Source organism: Anaerotalea alkaliphila (assembly GCF_010179735.1).
Taxonomy (GTDB): domain Bacteria; phylum Bacillota; class Clostridia; order Lachnospirales; family Vallitaleaceae; genus Anaerotalea; species Anaerotalea alkaliphila.
The window spans coordinates 32,171-51,233 of record NZ_JAAEEH010000009.1 but is presented as its reverse complement, the minus strand read 5'-3'; the positions used below and the strand labels follow the sequence as shown (position 1 = coordinate 51,233).

The 19,063-nt window shown below is 56.5% G+C and carries 18 protein-coding genes; 5 read left to right on the top strand and 13 right to left on the bottom strand.

What is annotated here, in order from left to right:
- The first annotated feature begins 1 nt into the window (after position 1).
- The gene (locus GXN74_RS04790; protein WP_162369791.1) at positions 2-1,120 is read left to right on the top strand and encodes a glycoside hydrolase family 88/105 protein; all 1,119 of its coding nucleotides are present in this window, start codon (positions 2-4) and stop codon (positions 1,118-1,120) included.
- Positions 1,121-1,149: 29 nt separating this feature from the next.
- The gene (locus GXN74_RS04785) at positions 1,150-2,499 is read left to right on the top strand and encodes a family 4 glycosyl hydrolase (protein WP_162369790.1); all 1,350 of its coding nucleotides are present in this window, start codon (positions 1,150-1,152) and stop codon (positions 2,497-2,499) included.
- Between the two features lie 83 nt (positions 2,500-2,582).
- Here the strand turns inward: GXN74_RS04785 and GXN74_RS04780 are convergent, their stop codons facing one another.
- Positions 2,583-3,257: a class II aldolase/adducin family protein gene (locus tag GXN74_RS04780; protein WP_162369789.1), complete on the bottom strand. Its 675-nt coding sequence runs from the start codon at positions 3,255-3,257 to the stop codon at positions 2,583-2,585.
- Between the two features lie 213 nt (positions 3,258-3,470).
- A complete protein-coding gene (locus tag GXN74_RS04775) occupies positions 3,471-4,256 on the bottom strand; it encodes a DeoR/GlpR family DNA-binding transcription regulator (protein WP_162369788.1) in 786 nt (261 codons plus the stop codon).
- A 227-nt stretch (positions 4,257-4,483) separates the two neighbouring features.
- Here GXN74_RS04775 and rhaB point away from each other — a divergent pair, with 227 nt between their 5' ends.
- Both rhaB and GXN74_RS04765 read left to right on the top strand, forming a co-directional pair.
- Complete coding sequence (gene rhaB / locus GXN74_RS04770; RefSeq protein ID WP_162369787.1) at positions 4,484-5,929, top strand: rhamnulokinase; 1,446 nt, start codon at positions 4,484-4,486, stop codon at positions 5,927-5,929.
- A 49-nt stretch (positions 5,930-5,978) separates the two neighbouring features.
- The gene (locus GXN74_RS04765; RefSeq protein ID WP_162369786.1) at positions 5,979-7,241 is read left to right on the top strand and encodes an L-rhamnose isomerase; all 1,263 of its coding nucleotides are present in this window, start codon (positions 5,979-5,981) and stop codon (positions 7,239-7,241) included.
- 65 nt (positions 7,242-7,306) lie between these two features.
- On the opposite strand, the gene GXN74_RS04760 is transcribed toward GXN74_RS04765, so the two are convergent.
- From GXN74_RS04760 to GXN74_RS04740, 5 genes are all read right to left on the bottom strand, one after another.
- Positions 7,307-8,305 carry an AraC family transcriptional regulator gene (locus tag GXN74_RS04760; RefSeq protein ID WP_162369785.1) on the bottom strand — a complete coding sequence of 333 codons (999 nt, stop codon included), beginning with the start codon at positions 8,303-8,305 and terminating at the stop codon, positions 7,307-7,309.
- Between the two features lie 37 nt (positions 8,306-8,342).
- The gene (locus GXN74_RS04755; protein WP_162369784.1) at positions 8,343-8,669 is read right to left on the bottom strand and encodes an L-rhamnose mutarotase; all 327 of its coding nucleotides are present in this window, start codon (positions 8,667-8,669) and stop codon (positions 8,343-8,345) included.
- 156 nt (positions 8,670-8,825) lie between these two features.
- Positions 8,826-9,923, bottom strand: a complete 1,098-nt coding sequence (locus GXN74_RS04750; RefSeq protein ID WP_162369783.1) for a DHHW family protein — start codon at positions 9,921-9,923, stop codon at positions 8,826-8,828.
- Between the two features lie 9 nt (positions 9,924-9,932).
- The gene (locus GXN74_RS04745) at positions 9,933-11,288 is read right to left on the bottom strand and encodes an MBOAT family O-acyltransferase (protein ID WP_162369782.1); all 1,356 of its coding nucleotides are present in this window, start codon (positions 11,286-11,288) and stop codon (positions 9,933-9,935) included.
- A 14-nt stretch (positions 11,289-11,302) separates the two neighbouring features.
- Complete coding sequence (locus tag GXN74_RS04740; protein WP_162369781.1) at positions 11,303-11,782, bottom strand: hypothetical protein; 480 nt, start codon at positions 11,780-11,782, stop codon at positions 11,303-11,305.
- A gap of 194 nt (positions 11,783-11,976) precedes the next feature.
- On the opposite strand from GXN74_RS04740, the gene GXN74_RS04735 reads away from it, so the two are divergent.
- A complete protein-coding gene (locus GXN74_RS04735; RefSeq protein ID WP_162369780.1) occupies positions 11,977-13,119 on the top strand; it encodes a Gfo/Idh/MocA family protein in 1,143 nt (380 codons plus the stop codon).
- Positions 13,120-13,180: 61 nt separating this feature from the next.
- Here the strand turns inward: GXN74_RS04735 and GXN74_RS04730 are convergent, their stop codons facing one another.
- The 6 genes from GXN74_RS04730 to yknW all read right to left on the bottom strand — a co-directional run bounded on the left by GXN74_RS04730 (position 13,181) and on the right by yknW (position 19,055).
- Positions 13,181-13,759 (bottom strand): DUF2254 family protein, encoded by a 579-nt coding sequence (locus tag GXN74_RS04730; RefSeq protein ID WP_162369779.1) that lies wholly within the window; start codon positions 13,757-13,759, stop codon positions 13,181-13,183.
- A 10-nt stretch (positions 13,760-13,769) separates the two neighbouring features.
- Complete coding sequence (locus GXN74_RS04725) at positions 13,770-14,909, bottom strand: toxic anion resistance protein (protein WP_162369778.1); 1,140 nt, start codon at positions 14,907-14,909, stop codon at positions 13,770-13,772.
- 18 nt (positions 14,910-14,927) lie between these two features.
- Positions 14,928-15,671 (bottom strand): hypothetical protein, encoded by a 744-nt coding sequence (locus GXN74_RS04720; protein ID WP_162369777.1) that lies wholly within the window; start codon positions 15,669-15,671, stop codon positions 14,928-14,930.
- Between the two features lie 76 nt (positions 15,672-15,747).
- A complete protein-coding gene (locus tag GXN74_RS04715; RefSeq protein ID WP_246208597.1) occupies positions 15,748-16,884 on the bottom strand; it encodes an ABC transporter permease in 1,137 nt (378 codons plus the stop codon).
- 73 nt (positions 16,885-16,957) lie between these two features.
- On the bottom strand, positions 16,958-18,322 hold the full coding sequence (locus GXN74_RS04710; RefSeq protein WP_162369775.1) for an efflux RND transporter periplasmic adaptor subunit: 1,365 nt from the start codon (positions 18,320-18,322) through the stop codon (positions 16,958-16,960).
- 40 nt (positions 18,323-18,362) lie between these two features.
- Positions 18,363-19,055 (bottom strand): YknW family membrane protein, encoded by a 693-nt coding sequence (gene yknW, locus GXN74_RS04705; protein ID WP_162369774.1) that lies wholly within the window; start codon positions 19,053-19,055, stop codon positions 18,363-18,365.
- Positions 19,056-19,063: the final 8 nt, after the last annotated feature.

Genomic DNA, 19,063 nt, shown 5'->3' with positions numbered 1-19,063 from the left:
CATGGCGCAAGTCGATCACACAGCGTTGCTTGGGAACATCGAAAAGGTTGTACGGAACATGATGGAAATGGGGGACGCCAATTACGAGGAGGACAAGACCACAGGTGCCGCTGCCATCAAGCAGGGTCTGATCGCCCGAGATTTCGGCATCATGGAATGGGACTGGCCCCAAGGGGTGGGCCTGTATGGCCTGGACATCCTGCAGCGATGCCACGGCGACAACCGTTACGACACTTTCCTGGCGCACTGGTTCACGGCAAACATCAAAAAAGGTCTTCCGTCCCGCAACATCAACACCACCGCCCCCTATCTCACGCTCCTGGGGTTTGCCCGGCGCACAGGCAACAAGGAGTATGAGGACATGTGCATCCGGCATGCCGACTGGCTGCTACGGGAGCTCCCCAAAACGAAGGAGGGCGGTTTCCAGCATGTGACCAGCGCCATCGGAGACCGCCACGGAGTGCAGCTCAACGACGGCGAGATGTGGATCGACACCCTTTTCATGGCTGTCCTGTTCCTGGCGAAAATGGGCCGCACCTACGGCAGGAAGGACTGGCAGAGCGAGGCCCTGAAGCAGGTTCTGGTCCATATCAAATACCTTTACGACATCCATACGGGACTGTTCTTCCATGGATGGAGTTTCAACCGGAACGACCATTTCGGCGGCGTGTTCTGGTGCCGGGGCAACTCCTGGTTCACCTTCGGCATCATGGACTACCTGGAGATCGTCGGCGACACCATCGACGAAGGCGTACGGGACTACATCATCGACACCTACAAGGCACAGGTCGCCGCACTGTCCAAGTGCCAATCCTCTTCCGGACTCTGGCACACCGTACTGACCGATCCCACCAGCTATGAGGAGGTCTCCGGTTCAGCCGCGATTGCAAAAGGGATGCTGAAAGGGGTCAAGCTTGGCCTCTTGGACGAAAGCCACGCCTCCCTGGCCTGGAAAGCAATCTCCGCGCTCATCGGGAACATCGACAATAACGGCACCGTCCTGAACGTATCCGCAGGAACCGGCATGGGGCACGATGCCGACCACTACAAGAACATCCTCAAGGCGCCCATGGCTTACGGTCAATCCCTGGCCCTGGCCGCCCTGGCGGAAGCCTTATAATCCCATCAACCGAAAACGGAGGTATTGCAATGAATGGAATCAACATCGCCTACATCGGAGGCGGGTCCCGGGGCTGGGCCTGGGGGCTGATGAGCGACCTGGCCCTGGAGCCTGCGCTCTGCGGCACGGTCCGCTTGTACGACATCGACATGGAAGCCGCCAGGGAGAATGCGATCATCGGCAACCGGCTCGCGGAAAGGGAGGATGTGGTCTCCTCCTGGCGCTACGAAGTTTCGGCCAGCCTGGAGAAGGCGCTGGCTGGTGCGGATTTCGTGGTCATTTCCATCCTGCCCGGCTCCTTAGAAACGATGGCCGTAGACGTGCACACCCCGGAACGCTACGGCATCTTCCAGGCGGTGGGTGACACGGTGGGTCCCGGGGGCGCCATGCGGGCCTTCCGCACCATCCCCCTATACATCGAAATTGCCGAAGCCATCCGCGACCATGCTCCGGATGCCTGGGTGATCAACTACACGAATCCCATGTCTGTCTGCACCCGCACCCTCTACCGGGTCTTCCCGGGCATCAAGGCCATCGGGAACTGCCACGAGGTGTTCGGTACCCAGAAACTCCTAGCCCGGGCGCTGGAGGAGGTCAAGGGAGTCCAGGACGTCACGCGGGAGGAAATCCGCGTCAACGTCCTGGGAATCAACCATTTCACCTGGATCACCCGGGCCGCCTGGCGGGACATCGACCTGTTTCCTGTCTACGAGGCTTTTGTCGAAAAACATCATGCTGTGGGATATGAGTCCGAACAAACCGGCAATTGGATGAACGACTTCTTTTCCTCCGCCAACCGGGTGAAGTTCGACCTGTTCCGGCGGTACGGGGTCATTGCGGCCGCAGGCGACCGCCACCTGGCGGAATTCTGCCCCAACCGGTGGTATCTGAAGGATGCGGAAACCGTCAGGGCATGGAAATTCAGCCTGACGCCCGTTGCCTGGAGGCTGGAAAACCAGAAGGAACGCCTCGAAAAGGGACGGCGCCTAGCCGCAGGGCTTGAGCCCTTCGCGCTGCAGGAAACCGGCGAGGAGGGGGTCCGCCAGATGAAGGCTCTCCTGGGTCTCGGGGACCTGGTGACCAATGTGAACCTCCCCAACCGGGGCCAGATCCCCTCCCTCCCGATGGGCGCCATCGTCGAGACGAACGCCCTCTTCACCAGGGACTCCGTCACCCCAATCCAGTCAGGCACCCTCCCCCTGCCTGTCCTTTCCATGGTGGAAAGGCATATCCGCAACCAGGAGGGCATCGTGGAGGCGACATTCACTAGGGACAGGCACCTGGCGTTCCAGACCTTCCTGAACGACCCCCTGGTGGACCTGGATTTGCCGGAAGCGGAGGCATGCTTCCGGGCCATGGACCAGGGGTATTTCGACTGACTTCGGCAAAAAGATGCCCAAAAAGGTGCCAGGCGCTGTGAACAAATGTTCACAGCGCCTGGCACCTTTTGCCGTTGCTTTTCCTACATCTTGTCCGCCGGATGCCTTCCGGGAACTTTGAAGGCCTTTCTGAGTTCGTACAGCCTTGCGACCTCTTCCGGGGGAAGTTCCTTGGCACCGCCCAGCATCTTCGCATGGTAGGCAAGCTGCGCATAGAATTCCACCGATTCCATCTTGAAGTGAGCGCTCATCAGGTCCTGCCCCCAGGTGAGCGCACCGTGGTTCTCCAGCAGCACCGCATCGTAAGATTCCAGATAGGGCTCCACCGCATCCGGAATTTCCGGTGTGGAAGGAAGTCCGTAGGGGGCGATCGGGACTTCCCCCAGGAAGATGATCGCTTCCGGCATGATCTTCTGGGTCAGCTCAATGCCCGCAATCGCATAGGAAGTGGCATAGATGGGGTGGGCGTGGACCACAGCCGTCACATCCTCCCGCTTCTTGTAGACCCGCAGATGCATCTTGATTTCAGAAGAAGGCTTGTACTTTCCGCTCGCCTCCAAGACATTGCCTTCCCCGTCCACCTTGCAGATCATTTCCGGTGTCATGAACCCCTTGCTGACGCCTGTCGGCGAGCAGAGGAACTCGTTGGGGCCCACCTTCACAGAGATGTTGCCGTCGTTTGCGGCAACCATGCCCCTGTTGTAGATCCTTCTGCCGATTTCACAGATTTCTTGCTTCAGTTCCACCTCGTTACCCATGGTTTGACCTCCTGCTGTTTTGTTTGCTTGTTTTATTGGCGTTTCCCCTTGCGAATTGTTGTTTTATGTTGTTTTATGTTGTCTTTGTTTTATATTAGCACCACGGTTCGCTGCTGTCAACACAAAAAGACACAAACAAATATTTTCCCACATTTCAAAAAGACAAAAAAAGCACCCGCAGGTTTATCCGACCGTGCGGGCACTCTACTTCCTTCATTCCGCCGGCACATCCCCCTCCCGGGCGACCACCACCTGGATGCCGTGCCTTTCCATCTGCTCCATCCATTCCCCGTCCAAGGAGCGGTCCGTGACCAGCACGTCCACATGGCTGAAATCGTCGATCTTCACCAGGGACATCTTCTCGAACTTGCTTCCGTCCACGACCAGGACGACCCGCTTCGCCGCCTGGATCATCCGTTTCTTGATTTCAGCCTCATACTCGCTGGACTCCATGACCCCCCGCTCCAGGTCGATCCCCTTGCAGGAGAAGATTGCCTTGTCCGCATAGTAGGCGCTAAGGTTCTTCACCGCCGTCGGGCCTTCGAAGGACATGGTCTTCGCGTTCAGGATGCCCCCCGTGGAGATGATCCTGCAGTTCTTGTGGTGTGCCAACTCCACGCACACGTTCACCGAATTGGTGATCAGCGTCACCTGTCGCTCCTCGCCCAGGGCTTTGGCCACTTCCAGGGCGGTGGTGCTGGAGTCCAGCATGATGGTGTCGCCGTCTTTGATAAACTCCACGGCGAGACCGGCAAGCCGCCTCTTCTCGTCCGTATGCTCCTTCACCCTCCATGCGAAGGGCATGTCTTCCCCCGGACTCTCGAGCAGGACCGCGCCGCCATAGGTGCGTTTCAGCAGACCTTCCCTCTCCAGTTTCTCCATGTCCCGGCGGATCGTCTCCTCGGTGACGTTAAAAATCGCACTCAGGTCCGCCACCTTGACGGACCTGCTTTGCACCAGCATTTTCACGATTTCCTGTTTTCTCTCCAATGGAAGCATGGGATCTCCTCTTCTTTCCTGCGGGCATCCTCATCCCACATGTTATGGAAATTCTAACACCATGACCGGAAAAAGTCAAACCGCAAAACAACACAAACACACACAAACACAAAGCAAAGTGCACGCATCTCCCCTTTTGACATATCCCAGAGCGTCCTGGGTCAATGTCATCCCCTTGGATTTCAGGTATACTGGTGCCAGTGATAGATAAAGAAAGGAGCTCGAATATGCCCAAATCATGCATCGCTGTAGACATCGGGGCCTCCAGCGGCCGCCTCATCCGCAGCACCTTTGAAGAAGGCAGGTTGAAGCTGGAGGAAATCCACCGCTTCAGCAACCGGATGACGGAGCAGGACGGCCATTTCTTCTGGGATGTGGACTCTTTGTTCCAGGAGATCCTCACAGGCCTGAAGGGGACTGCCCACCGTTTCGACAGCGTCGGCATCGACACCTGGGGTGTCGACTATGTGCTTGTGGACAAAGACGGGGACCGCGTCTCTCCCGTCTATGCCTATAGGGACCATCGCACCGACGGGACCCTAGAGAAGATTACATCTGTCATGCCAAGCGAAAAGATCTATGAAAAGACCGGAATCCAGTTCCTGCCCTTCAACACCCTCTACCAGCTCTACGAGCATGCGCGCACTCGCCCCCAGGACATGGAGGGCGCCAAACATCTTCTGTTGATTCCAGACTATCTCCACTTCCTGCTGACAGGAATCGCCACCAACGAATTCACGAACGCGACGACAACCCAACTCTTCAACATCACCGATAAAAGATGGGATTCCGAACTTCTGGAGGCCATCGGCATTCCAAAAAGCCTCTTCCCGGTCGTGGTCCATCCCGGGACCGTCATCGGAAACTTCAAGGAAGGCATCCTTCCCGAAAACGACGCCCCAGTCAAGGTCATCGCCCCAGGCACCCACGACACCGCCTCCGCGATAGCAGCCATCCCCGCCGTCAGCGAGGATTTCGCCTACATCAGCTCCGGCACTTGGTCCCTGATGGGTATCGAGAGCAAGACCCCCATCTGCACGGAGTTATCCAGGCAGTACAACTTCACCAATGAGGGGGGCGTGTTCGACACCGTGCGTGTCCTGAAGAACATCATGGGCCTTTGGCTCATCCAGGAGGTCAAGCGCCTATACAAAGACCGGCACTCCTTCGCCGAACTGGTCCGGCTTGCCGCCGCATCCGAGCCCTTCAAGTGCCTGGTCAACCCGAACAGCAACCGGTTCCTGAATCCTGCAAACATGGTCGAGGAAATCCAAGCCTACTGCGGCGAAACCGGCCAGGCCGTACCAGAGACCCCCGGAGAGGTCGCCCGGTGCATCTTCGAGAGCCTGGCTTTCCAGTACAGGGATGTGCTGAAAAAGCTCCGTTCGGTCAGCGGAAAAGAAATCAACCGGATCCACATCGTCGGGGGCGGTTGCCAGAACGAGTTCCTGAACCAATTGTGCGCCGACTTCACCGGATGCACCGTCCAGGCGGGTCCCATGGAAGCCACCGCCATCGGCAACTTGCTTCTGCAGCACATTGCCTTGGGCGACATTCCCGATTTGAAGGAAGGCAGGAAGGTCGTCCTGGAATCCTTCGGGAACAAGACCTTTGTTCCCAGCGATTCCAAAACCTTCCTTCCCCATTGGGACACATTCACCCGCCTGCCCTGAACCGCCAGGCCATCCCCACCAATCCATCATACACCCCAGGAGGAATACCATGTCAAACCTCATCGAACAATCCTACGAATTGGCTAAGCAAAAATACGCCGCATTGGGCGTGGACGTTGAAAAAGCCCTTGCAAAAATGGACCAGATCAAAATTTCCCTGCATTGCTGGCAGGGCGACGACGTCGGTGGCTTCGAAAGCGAGAACAAGGAACTGACGGGCGGCATCCAATCCACCGGCAACTACCCGGGCAAGGCCAGGAATGCAGAGGAACTCCGGCAGGACCTGGAGAAGGCTTTCTCCCTAATTCCCGGACCCAAGAAGCTGAACCTGCACGCCATCTATCTGGAAAACGGCGGAGAATTCGTCGACCGGGACCAGATCGAACCCAAACATTTCGCCAACTGGGTGGCATGGGCAAAGGAACAGGACATCGGCCTGGATTTCAACCCGACCCTCTTCTCCCACGAGAAACTGGACAACGGCTTGAGCCTTAGCCACCCCGACAAGGGAATCCGGGACTTCTGGATCGAGCATGTGAAGCGTTCCAGAAGGATCAGCGAATATTTCGGCAGGGAACTGGGGCAGCCTTCCGTCATGAACATCTGGATGCCGGACGGTTTCAAGGACATTCCCGCGGACCGTTTGGGCCCCCGCAAGCTTCTGAAGGAATCCCTGGACATCTGCCTGGAGGAGAAGCTGGATCCCAAATGCCATCTGGACGCCGTGGAAAGCAAGGTGTTCGGCATCGGCTCCGAGAGCTATGTGGTCGGTTCCCATGAGTTCTACATGGGGTATGCGATGGAGAGCAAGACCCTCCTCTGCCTGGATGCAGGCCATTTCCATCCTACTGAAGTCATCTCAAACAAGATTTCCGCCCTGTCCCTGTTCGTCGACCAGCTTCTGCTCCACGTCAGCCGTCCGGTTCGCTGGGACAGCGACCACGTGGTCCTTCTGGATGACGAGCTGATGGCCATTGCCCAGGAAATCGTCCGTCACGACCTGCTGGACCGGGTCCACATCGGTCTGGATTTTTTCGACGGAAGCATCAACCGCATTGCAGCCTGGGCCATCGGTACCAGGAACATGCGGAAGGCATTGCTGCTGGCGCTGCTGGAACCCAAGGCCGAACTGTTCGCAACCGAGAAGTCCTTCGACCTGACCAAGCGGCTGGCGCTGTTGGAAGAGCTGAAGTCCTACCCATGGCAGGCCATCTGGGACCATTACTGCGAAAAGAACAACATCGCCGTCGGATTGGACTGGTTGGACGAGGTCAAGCAATACGAGAACGACGTATTAAGCAAGAGGGGCTGACATTCGGCTGACACAATCCAGTCCATGAAGAAAGGCAAGACATAGGAGCTGTTGCGAAACAGCTCCTATCTCTTGCCCCGTGAACGGTATTCGTCGGGCGTTACCCCATACCTCTGCCTGAACTGCCGGTAAAAGTAGCTCACATTCGAGTAACCGATCCTGTTCACGATCTCTGTGACCGGATCATGGGTGTGCTCCAACAGGTGGCAGGCCTCGTCCAGCTTCTTGTGCTTCACATGGTTGGTGAAGCTTTCCCCGAAAACCTGCTTGATCCGCTTTCCCATGTAATCCACATTGAAATTGAAATGGCCCGCGCAGTCGGTCAGGGTCAGGTCCCTGTAGTTCTCATGGATGTACCTGATGATTTCGCTGTCGATGCTCGTGTCGATTTCTCCGACGATCTTTTCACCGAGGCTGTTCTTGTAGTCCCGGAAGAGCTCTGTGAACAGGAGGGCCATGTAGCTCCGCAGGGCCGTATCCATGCCGATCCGGGGATGGTAGTACTCCAGAAGCACCTTCATCATGATCTCCCAGATGGCTGGGTTCTCCGATGTATGGAACACCAGGTACTGCTTCATCTTCTTCGTGTCGTGGATGGCCTTTGCGATGAAGTCGAAAATGATTTCGTTTTTGGAGAAGTGCGACATGAACACCCAGTCGAAGAACTCCTTTTTCAAAAGGATGTTCAAGGCGATATCCTCTTCCCCTGCCCTTGCAATCTTGTGCTTCACATTCATGTCCAGCAGCAGGATTTCCCCCTTGGTCAAGGTGATTTCCTTGCGCTCGATAACCTGCCGGATGTTACCTGAGTACACGAAAAGCAGTTCGATGTAGTCGTGGCTGTGCCAGTCGAACTCCACAAAGCGGTCATGCTTGTGGATGGCCAGCACCTCCCCGTCCTTCACAAGTTTGTCTATGTTGATGACCCATTCCTTCTCAATCGCTTCCGTGGAAAAAATGTCCCTGAACGCCTTTTGACCCCCGTCGTACCGGACCCGGTCCCTGTACTTGGCTTCGATGTCGTTCAGCTGGTGCAGCATCACATCCAGTTCCTTCACATCCATGGGACACCTCTCCATTTGCCTTTTGCCATTGCACTTGTCATGGCAGGTAGAACACTTCCCTCATGGGCGTTATGGGCTCCGCATCCCCAAAGTCAAAGGACCCTTCCACCATCTTGGATGTGATTGCATTCCACCGCTGGCAGGCTTCGCTTTTATCGATGTATTCGAAGGCAGCCGGAACGTCGTCGCATTCGAAGCAGTAGAAAAAGCGGTTGCCGCTTTGGAAAATGGAGTAGTTCCTGATGCCCGCCTTGGTGTGCTCCTCCATGATTTCCGGCCAGGGATCCAGGTGCATCCGCACATATTCCTCCAGGTACTCTTCCTTCACCGTCCAGGTCCACGCGAATTTCTTGCTCATCTCCATGTCATTCCTCCTAGCATAGTCTTGCATTCATCGGTATTGTCCGCTTCAAGATTGTCTTCATTCTACCAAATTCCGCAGACAAATGCCATGCCGATTTCCAAAGATTGTGCCCAGGGACAACTTTATGCGCACTTGGGGTCTGACCCCAAGGGCGCATCACCGCAATACCCCCCCGTTGTTGAGCACCAGCGTGGAGTACAGGAACAACACGTCCTGGTCTCCGAAGTCGATGTGCTCCCCCAGCAGGCCGCTGGGCATGTACCGCAGGTCCACAAGGGTCACCTTGTCATAGGCCTCCATCAGCAGCGGCGCCAGGGGTGCGGCAAAGGAATCCCTGAAGAGGATCAGCTCCCGTCCGGTTTCCCCGGCGGGGTTGACCAGCACCTGGAGCGCAGCCGCTCCCCCGAGATAGTAGGAATAGCCGTCCATTGCCAGGTCCGCAGATTCCACGTAGACGCCGGTCCATTCGTCCTTGTCCGCATGGTATGCTTTTGTTTCCAGAATCCCGCCCCCCATAAGATGCACCAGCTCCTCGGGCTTGGTTCCCAGGGCGGACTGGCCCGCATATGCCCCGTAAAAACCGGGCCTCACCTTCCTCTCATACCTGTCGAAGGGCGTCGGGACAAAACCCATTTCCTCGCCCAGCCGCCGCACCACCCGGTCGAGACGCTCCTGCCTCCAATGGGGATCCGTCTTGTAGTAATCCTCCCTGTCCAGGCAGTCGAACAGGTCGATGGGGGCCATGTCCCTCAGGTCCTCCTGGAGAATTTCCGTCAACCGCCCGTAGTCCATGGACGGGTATCCGTTCGGTTCCGCCAGATAGTAGTTCTTGTCGGGGATTGCTGCGTAATGGACCTTCATTCCCCCAAGATGCCGCTTCTGGATTTCCTGCATTTTTTTCGCAGCCAGGGCCACCTGGGCCTCCTCCAAGGGATACGCAAGCCTCGAGATGTGACCGTCGGCCTTATAATAGCCGTTTGTGTCCAGTTTGCCGAACACCTGCGTTTCCAGCAGGGCTTTGACCCTCCTGAATCCGTCCCTGAAAGGGAAGGAATCCGCCAGATAGGCTTCCAGTTCCGGCACCAGCCTTCCCTCAAGCAGCTTTTCGACGGATGCCTCCGGAAAACGGGCAAGCTTGCGCCTTTCCCACAGGGAAACCGCCGGATCCTCCCCAAGGACCTGCAACGCCATGGTTCCCAGAAGCAGGCCGCCCGTAAGCCCGATGGTCAGAAGGGCTCTCCTTTGTCTTTTCATGTGTTCCTCCTAGAATCTGAAATACAGGAAGGGATTGAACGAACCGTCAACCAGGTACGCCGTTGCGGCCAGGAACAGCGCAGCCATGGCCAGAGGTTCGAGGAATGCGGCCATCCGCTTCCCTGTCCCCTTCCCCGTCGCCTGCAGATACATGCGTTTCGGCAGGGGGGTCGCGCCGATTGCGCCGGCCAGGAACAGGACGGAATGGCTCCTCAGCTGGTAAGCCGCTTCCGCCGAGAAGAACGGCAACCCGTTCCCGCCGAACAGTCCTCCCAGGTCCTCCACCATGCCCTGCATGCCCTCCCCATTGAAGGCTACGAAACCCAGGAGCACCGCCAGGAGCACATACCCGTGGCGAAACGCCAGCGGCAGACGCCCCAGCCATCCCAGACCTACCGATTTTTCGAAAACCAGCAGCACCCCAAAGTACAGGCCCCAAAGGACGAAGTTCCAGGCAGCCCCATGCCACAGGCCCGTCAGCAGCCATACGGCCAGGATGTTGCGAATCCACCTTGGCTTGCCCCCCCTGTTCCCCCCCAGGGGGATGTAGACGTAGTCCCTAAACCAGCTTCCCAGGGTCATATGCCACCGTCTCCAGAATTCCGTGACCGACCGGGAAATGTAGGGATAGTTGAAATTCTCGGGAAAGGCAAACCCGAAGATCCTTCCTAGGCCGATGGCCATATCGGAATACCCGGAAAAATCGAAGTACAGCTGCAGCGAGAACGCCACCGCATAGGCCCAGTGGTAGAGGACGCTGGGAGAATCCGCCGCTCTGTAGGCGCCGCAGAATTCCGCGAACCGGTTCGCCAGCAGCACCTTTTTCCCAAGGCCGACGACGAATCGCCCCATGCCGGCAGCAATCCCTTCCACCCCATGCCGCCTGTTCCGCAACTGCTCCGCGATGGACTTGTACCGTACGATGGGCCCCGCGACCAATTGGGGGAACATGGCCACATAGGCCGCCAGGGGGACGATGCCCTTTTCCGCCTTCACCTCCCCCCGATGGACGTCGATGGTGTAGCTCATGGTCTGGAACGTGAAGAAGCTGATGCCGACGGGCAGGGCCAATCCGAAACCGCCGTACTTGAATACGCCCAGCATGCCCAAATTGATGGCGATGGAGCTTGCCAGGGCAATCCCGGCCCGCTTCCGGCCCCGATGCCTTTCGATGTAGCGGCTGTGCAGATAGTCGGAGACGGCGGAGAAAACCAGCAGCAGCGTGTAGACAGGTTCCCCGTAAAAATAAAAAAACAGGCTCACGACCAGCAGGGCCGCATTTTTCAGGTGCCGGGGCGCCGCCCAGTATAGCAGGAGGGCGGCCGGCAGGAAATAGTACAGGAATGCGATGCTGGAAAATACCAACTGCGCCCCCTCCCCTACTCGAGGTCCAGGAAATGCCCGGCCACCGCGGAGGCCACTTCATCGTTGCTCATGACCAGCAGCAGCAGGTTTCCGTTGACTTCAACAACGGTCTTCTCGGCTTCCACACAGATCCATTTTCTCGGATCCGCCTTGTCCGCCACCTCCCGCTTCAAGGCTTCCATGTCCGTACCTTCCGGCATCCTGGCCAGCACCACGGAATGCGCCACGGCGCTCATCATGGCATCGGCGGCAACCGCTTCGGCCCCTTCCACGGGATCCATGAACAGAAACCAGGGGAGGTTTTCGCTGTCCAGCACCGTGATCATCGTCTGCGTTTCGATGCCCGCATCTTCGGTGATCATGCCGATGATTTCCTCCACGGACTTGTCCGGTGCGGGGTTCGGGCTTGCGGCAGGACCGCCCCCAGCCGCCGAACACCCGGCAAGACCCAATACGAATACCAATACCCCAAACAACATGCTGATTTTTTTCATGATCGTGCTCCTCCAATACTGTGTTTTTTTCCAACAGAGCTGTTGACGCAGGAAGGGGCAAGGAAGTTCCATGTGAATGCGCACTTGGGGTCTGACCCCAAGTGCGCATTCAGCAAGATAGTGGTAGCTGGTCCTCAAATTCGCATGTATAATTAGGAATTACACCACTACGTACACAGACAGGAGGAACAATCGTGTCCAACAAATTGACCTTTGGCATGGTGGGCGGCGGAAACAAGGGCTTCATCGGCAATGTCCATCGCATTGCCGCACAATTCGATGACCTGGCCCTGCTGCAAGCCGGCTGCTTCACACGGAACAAGGAAGAGAACGCAAGGACCGCGGAAAGATGGGATCTGGCAGACACCGCCAGGCTGTATGACGACTATGCGTCCATGGCCGAAGCGGAGGGCCGCCGTAAGGACGGCATCGATTTCGTCATCATCGCGACGCCCAACGACACCCACTTCGAGATTGCCATGGCGTTCATGGAGAACGGCATCCACATCATGTGCGACAAGCCCCTGGCCCTGACTTCGGAGCAGGCGGAGGTGCTGGCACGGACAGCGAAGGAAAAGGACCTGCTGTTCGGGGTCACCTATGTCTATACGGGATACGCCATGATCCGGCAGGCGCGGGAGATGATCGACCATGGGGAGATCGGGAACATCCAGTCCGTCCTGGGGGAATATCCCCAGGAATGGCTGGCGGTGTCCCTGGTGAGCGACCGTTCCGAACAGGCCGCCTGGCGGATGGACCCGAAACGGTCCGGGGCTTCCGGATGCGCCGCGGACATCGGCACCCATGTGGAATGCCTCCTGTCCAGGATGACCGGCCTCGAGCTGGAGGCGGTCCTTGCAAGGTTCGACCACTACCCTCCCCACCTCCCCCTGGAAACGAACGTGCAGGCCATGCTTCGTTTCCAGGGAAACATCCCCGGCATGCTGTGGACATCCCAGGTGGCCATGGGCCATGAGACGGACGTCTGCATCCGCGTCTTCGGGGACAAGGGCGCCATCGAATGGAACCACTCCACACCGGGGGTGCTCAAAGTAGCCAGGATCAACCAGCCTGTCCAGCATTACACCGCCGGCAGGGATTTCCTGTACGATGCGGCTAGGGATCTGTGCCGGCTCCCTTCCGGCCACGTGGAAGGCTTCTACGAAGCCTTCGCCAACCTGTACCTGGGGTTCTGCAAGAACCTGATCGCGAAGAAAGCCGGCCGGGATCCGGGGACCTACCGCTATCCGACGGTGGAGGACGGGGTGCAAGGCGTCCGGTTCGTGGAGGCGTGCATCAGGAGCAATGAGAACAACAACATCTGGGTGGAAGTGTGACGGCCTAGGAAATATTACGGCCGGCGAAAAAAAAGAAGAAAGGTGGACGGACCGAATCCGCTCACCTTTCTTCTTTTCCTACCTTCCCGAACATCTTGCCGTAGTCCTCCAGTTCCCCGGCCAACACGGCCAGCTGGTAGAACCGGTCCTTCAGGTAGGAGCGCTCCACGTCCTGAAGCTTGTCCCAATCCACGCCGGAAAGGAGGTATTTGGCGAAGTTCCAGGTCTTTCGCCGGATCTTCGGGGTGTTCTCCTTTGCCACGACCGCCAGGGCGCCTGCCATCCCGTCCAGGATGAAAAGGTCCTCCACCCCATAGTGGCGGATGGGATAGAAGTTCTCGAAGAGCAGCCGGTCGAAAGTGAGCCCCCGCAGCACCAGCCGCACCTTTTCCTCGTCCTCCGCATAGCACTTTAGCACCGGAGCGGAAAGCCGCTCGGGCTTCATGGAGAAGAGGGCGAAGATGGAAAATACCAGCACGCCCATGAAATACCCCAGGATCCGCTGGGTCATCCTTTTTTCCAGGAAGTCCTGCAGGGTCCGGGGTGAGAACTGCCCCCCGTAGATGGTCAGCACCACCATCATGGTGGAGAAGCTGATGGTCAGCATGGCGCGTCCTTTCCGCCGGAGTTCCGGCTCCATCTCCCTTCGCCTAGAGGGAAAGCCGGCTTCCCTTCTCCAGCCTCTGGATTTGCTGCTCTCCCTCCGCGGCCAGCTCCTTGAACGCGTCGATGGTCTGCTTCATCTTGGGAAGGGCCTCCTGCTTGTAGGTGCTGATTGCATCCATTGCCGCAATGACATCTGCGAACGCGGCCTTCAGCGTGTCGACGGATATGTTGGCCTCCATGGACTGCTTGTGGATTTCCGCGCCTTGTTCCTTCAGCATCCTGGACGTTCCGCCGATCAGGTCGTTGGTGGTCGCATTCAACATCCCTATTTTTTTCAGGACGATTTTCTGGTTGTAGAGCGCTCCAGCAACCATGGCCGCAATCCGCATCGCAGAGATCGTCACCGTTTTAGCCCGTTCCACTCCCCGGATGAGTTCCTTGTTGTTCCTCCGGATGACCTCGACTGCCATGATTCCCTGCTGGTTGACCACCATCATCTGCTGCATGTCCAGTATCCTCTGCCGCAAAGGGAACAAAACCTCTTCCGACACGAACCGGATCTTGTCCGGATCAACATTGCCGGCTTTGGCGTTGTCGATCTGCCTCGATAGGATTTCGTCCATCAGTGTGCCCATCTCGATCTCTTTTATAAGTTTTTTTGTCAGCTCCCGCATGGAAACCTCTTCAATCTCCAAGGTGGTGTTGTCATTCTTCAAGGTTGATTTGCCCTTGTCCAAGGATGCCACGATGTCGTTGACCACCGAATCCGCCTTCTGGTATTTGTCGAAATACGCCCGCAGCGGATTGAAAAGCTTCCCCAATATGCCCGTCTTGGTGAAGTCGATCCTGCTGGGGTCGAGGTCTTTGATTTCCCTTTGCAACTCCAGCAGACCCGCCGCGATAGCATCGCTTTCGCCCCCCCTTTTTGACAGGTCGCCCACGGAAACCTGGAGCATCCTGTTTTTGTTCTCTGAGCCTTTCATTGTCTCCATGCCGAATTCCTCGATGGACCGGAGCATCGACTTCCTTTTCTCCATCGAGTCCAGGTCGACCGTCATGATTTCCTTCACATTGCTCTCGGCCAACTCCTTCAGCTTGGCAACCTCTTCCGGGACAGGCTGCACTTCCTGGGCAATCTCCTTCTTGATTCGTTCCGTATCCAGCACTTCCATGGAAAATCCCATCGCAAACCCTCCTGTTCCCTATTTGTAAAGCTTTGTCTTGTTGATGAGCTCGTCGATTTCCTTCATCGCATCCATTTTCTCCATTTCCCCGTTCTCCAGGCTGTTGAGTCTGGACAGTTCCAGCAACAGCCTGTCCATCTTCAGCAGGATCTGCTCATTGTCCTTGATGGATTCCTTGAGAAACCGGATGTACTCATGATAGATGCCCATTTTTGTCCGGATGAATTCCTTGGAGAACTCCCTTTTCGCGCGTCTTGTCCTCATGCGGCGGTAATCCTCCACATCGAACGCACTCAGTTTCTTCACTATGTTTTTGATGTTCACGGAAAAAACACTTTCAACTTCGTTGATGACGCCTTGAAATTTGGAATAACTCATTTCTTCGCTGCTGAACTTCTGCAGGAGCAGGTCCCTGGCGGTGTCCTTCTTCTTCGAAAACCGTCTGGTCTGTTCCGTTATTGTCGCCATCTCCTTCGAAAAAGTCCGTTTCACACCGCTCCTTTTCAGGGCGTTGATGCAATCCTCTGCCGTTTTCAGGTCGTTGGCCTGGCTTTTTTTGCCTTTCCCCGACAGGATGCTGTAGTTGCCCACAGCAAAAACAGCTCCACTCATGAAGATTGCCGTAATCCCGAAAACCGTCTCGAACGCGCTTCCGCCGATCAGCACAACCCCCATCAGCTCTTCAGAGAATAGCACGATGTTGGAGACTGCGATCCCCGCATTCAATGCTGCAAGTTTCATCAATTTTTCCATCTGCACCATGTGCTTCTCCCTCCTGTTCCGGATCGGGCGTGAATGGTTCCCATTCCATTCATTTTAACATAGGGCACCGCAACTGTCACTCATACCGTAGCGACTCGATGGGATCCAGGTCCGCCGCTTTTTTTGCAGGATATACCCCGAAGATGATCCCCAGCAGGACGGAACCGAAGAATGCAAGCAGCACGATCTTGTAGTCCACGACAGGCGGTATCTTGATGACACTGGAAATGACAGCACCTGTGACCAAGCCCAACCCGATGCCGATGAGACCGCTGAGACCCGTCATCATGATGGATTCCGTCAGGAATTGCAGGACGATATCCTTCTTTCTGGCTCCAATCGCTTTTCGGATCCCAATCTCACGGATCCGCTCCGTCACGGATACCAGAAGGATGTTGATGATTCCGATTCCACCCACGATCAGGGTGATGACGGCGATGACCAGAAGAACCATGGAGATGACGCCCAACACGTTTCCTACCGCCTGCTGGATATCCGCCACACTGGTTGCAAGATACTTGTCCTCATTCCGATGGACGAACGAAAGCAGCCTGACCAGCTTCTCCCCTGCGGATTTCAAGTCAACTCCTGCTTTGACGGCTATCTGTATCTGGTCCACGGAACCGTCCCCAAAGAAGCTCTGGGAGGTGGTAAACGGCACAATGAGTTCCACCGGCAAATCGATGCCTTCCAGCATGGACGCGAACAGATCCCCCTCCGTGCTGCGGACTCCGATCACCTTCATTTTCATGATGCCGCCATTGTGGTTGACGATCCGCACCTCTTCCCCAAGAATCCCTGTGGTGCCAAAGTAACGTCTCGCATAGGTATCCGTTACGATGACCACCTGGCGCTGCCCCTCCACGTCGGATGCGGTCAGGAAGCGCCCCACGACAAAATCCATCGTCTGGAAACTGGGGTACTGGGAGGTGGCGCCGATGATTTGCGCATCCCTGTTGCCGTCTTCCAACCGGACCTCCGAAAGGAACACTTTTGCGGAAGCGATGTTCTCGACCTCCTCCATGCCCCTGGTTATGTTGTCCATGTCCGCCATGGTCAGCAGGTCGCGTTCATCCAAGTCGTTTGTCCGGTACTGCAGGATGATGGTGTTCGCTCCCATCTTGTTGAATTCCGCCGTCATGAAGGATTTCGCCGCATTGCTGATGGCCATGATCGCCACGAGGGAGAAAACCCCCATCACAATACCCATCATGGTCAAAAAGGACCTCAATTTGTTGGTAGTTAGACTCATAAGCGCCTGCTTGAAATTTTCGGTGAAATCCATCCTACTCCCCTTCTTCCAATGGCCCGTTGGTGATCCGCACCTTGTCCCCGGCCTTCAGGGACAACGATGGGTTCACCACCACAAGTTCGCCTTCACGCAAACCTTCCCGGACTTGCGCATCAAAATCCGCTGTGATCCCCAGTTTGACGACACGTTCCTCTACGATGTCCTCCCCGCCGATGACGAACACGACCTTGTTGTTGTCCTTGTCTTCCCTAAAAACATCGTAGGATGCCATGACGGCATCTTCAATCGCATGGGTGGTGATTTCGCAATCCACCGTATAACCAGGCTTGAGTTGATCCTGTCCTTCCGATACTTCCAGCTCCACCGCAACGGCCGTCACCTGCCTTCCGTTGACCATGGACTCCACGGCAACCGGGGAAATGCGGGAAACCTTCCCGCGGACCGACACATCCGCCGGTATTGCATCCCCTGTGATGACGACCTCCTGCCCTACCGCCACGTCCTTGATGTCATATTCCCTGATGTCGGCCACCACTTTCAACCCCTCCAGGTTTGTGATCCTGAGCAAGGGGGTCGTCAGGGGAGCCGTCTCCCCGTCCCCTACGAACACATCCGTCACTACCCCGCCGATGGGCGCCACTGCATTGGAAGCAAGGTCCGCCATGCCCTCTTTCAGGTTTTCAATGGACATCTCAAGGCCCTCGATATTCTTCAGCTGGATTTCCACGTCGTACCCTGTCGATCGGGTTGATTCATGATTGGTGCCGCGCAGTTTCTCCAATTCGGATTTGCTGCGCTCCAGATTCAATCGGGCTGTCTCCACCTGCTCCCAGGCATCCTCCACCCTGGTTTTGATCGCCTCAAGTTCACTTAGGGGGATGACCCCTTCATCATAAAGGACCTGGTTCTTTTCCAGCTCGCCGGCTTGCTTTCCATGATTCTTTTCCGCCGAAGCCAAAGCGGCCTCCGCCAATTTCACTGCGATTTCCAATCCGGTGGTACTTGACGAGGTCTGCAGGCTTCTCAATTTTTCAAGTTGAAGGGATTGGGCAGCAAGATTCCGCTCCAATCCGGCAAGTTCTTTCTCTAGGGATGCGGTATCCGGAACAAACAGCACGTCCCCTTTGCGCACCACATCCCCTTCCTTGACTCGTACGACGTCGATCCTAAACGATGTTTCCGCCATGACCGCCTTTTTCTCGATCGCCTCTACCGTTCCGGTCACGATTATTTTTGATGTTATGGTGCCTTTGACAACCCTGCGCGCTTCCACATCTTGCGCTTTTTGGAATCCGAATCCGAAACCACCCGGTCCCTGTCCGGAATCTTTCATCATGTTCAAAATGACCATCAGCGCGATGCTGCCTATGATGACGATGGCCACTGCAACTTTCTTCATGCGTTCACCCCCTTTAATAAGGTTGCCTTCTGCTGGTTCTTCATAGGTTGCCCATGCGCGTGCTGAACAGGATGGCCCCTGTCGATATAAGGGCACCCAATACGAAATATGACAACACGATCAGCAACGACGCCCTCTTGCTTAGGCGGGCCACAATCCGCAATCCCATGTACAGGAGGCACAGTTGCCATATGGAAAAAACCTCAACCGAAAGGGCAGCCCCATAGAGTGCAGTGCCGTACAACTCCTCCGGCAAAAGGCTCGCCAGGCTTGTGACCGGTTCTTGGATTGAAACCTGGCCCTGCAGAAGCGTCAAAACCATGAAAAGGACCCACAGCAGCACGCCAACGACCTGCACATGGAAAATCAAGGAAAACAGCTGCCGATAGGTGACTTTTGATTTCGCGATTCTGGCTGCGAGGAAATGGTAGGTGGCACCGGCAAGGGTCCCGATGACCGGACCCACAAGCGCGCCGATCGGCGTAAGGATGCGGGTGACCCGCAACTGCGCATCCAGCATCTCCCTTGTGAGTTCCATGCCCATGTTCGCAAACTGGGTCTCCAGCATCCGGATGACCTGGACCTGATAGGAATCCCAGAAAACCAGGAAGTATAGGACAGGAAACAGCGGGACCACAAGCATCGGCAAAAGGAACGTGGGCTTTTCCCTAATCGCCTCGAAGGCTTCGGAGGGTGAAAAGATGGTCCCGCGCAATTTCCTCCATGCACCCATAGGCTGTC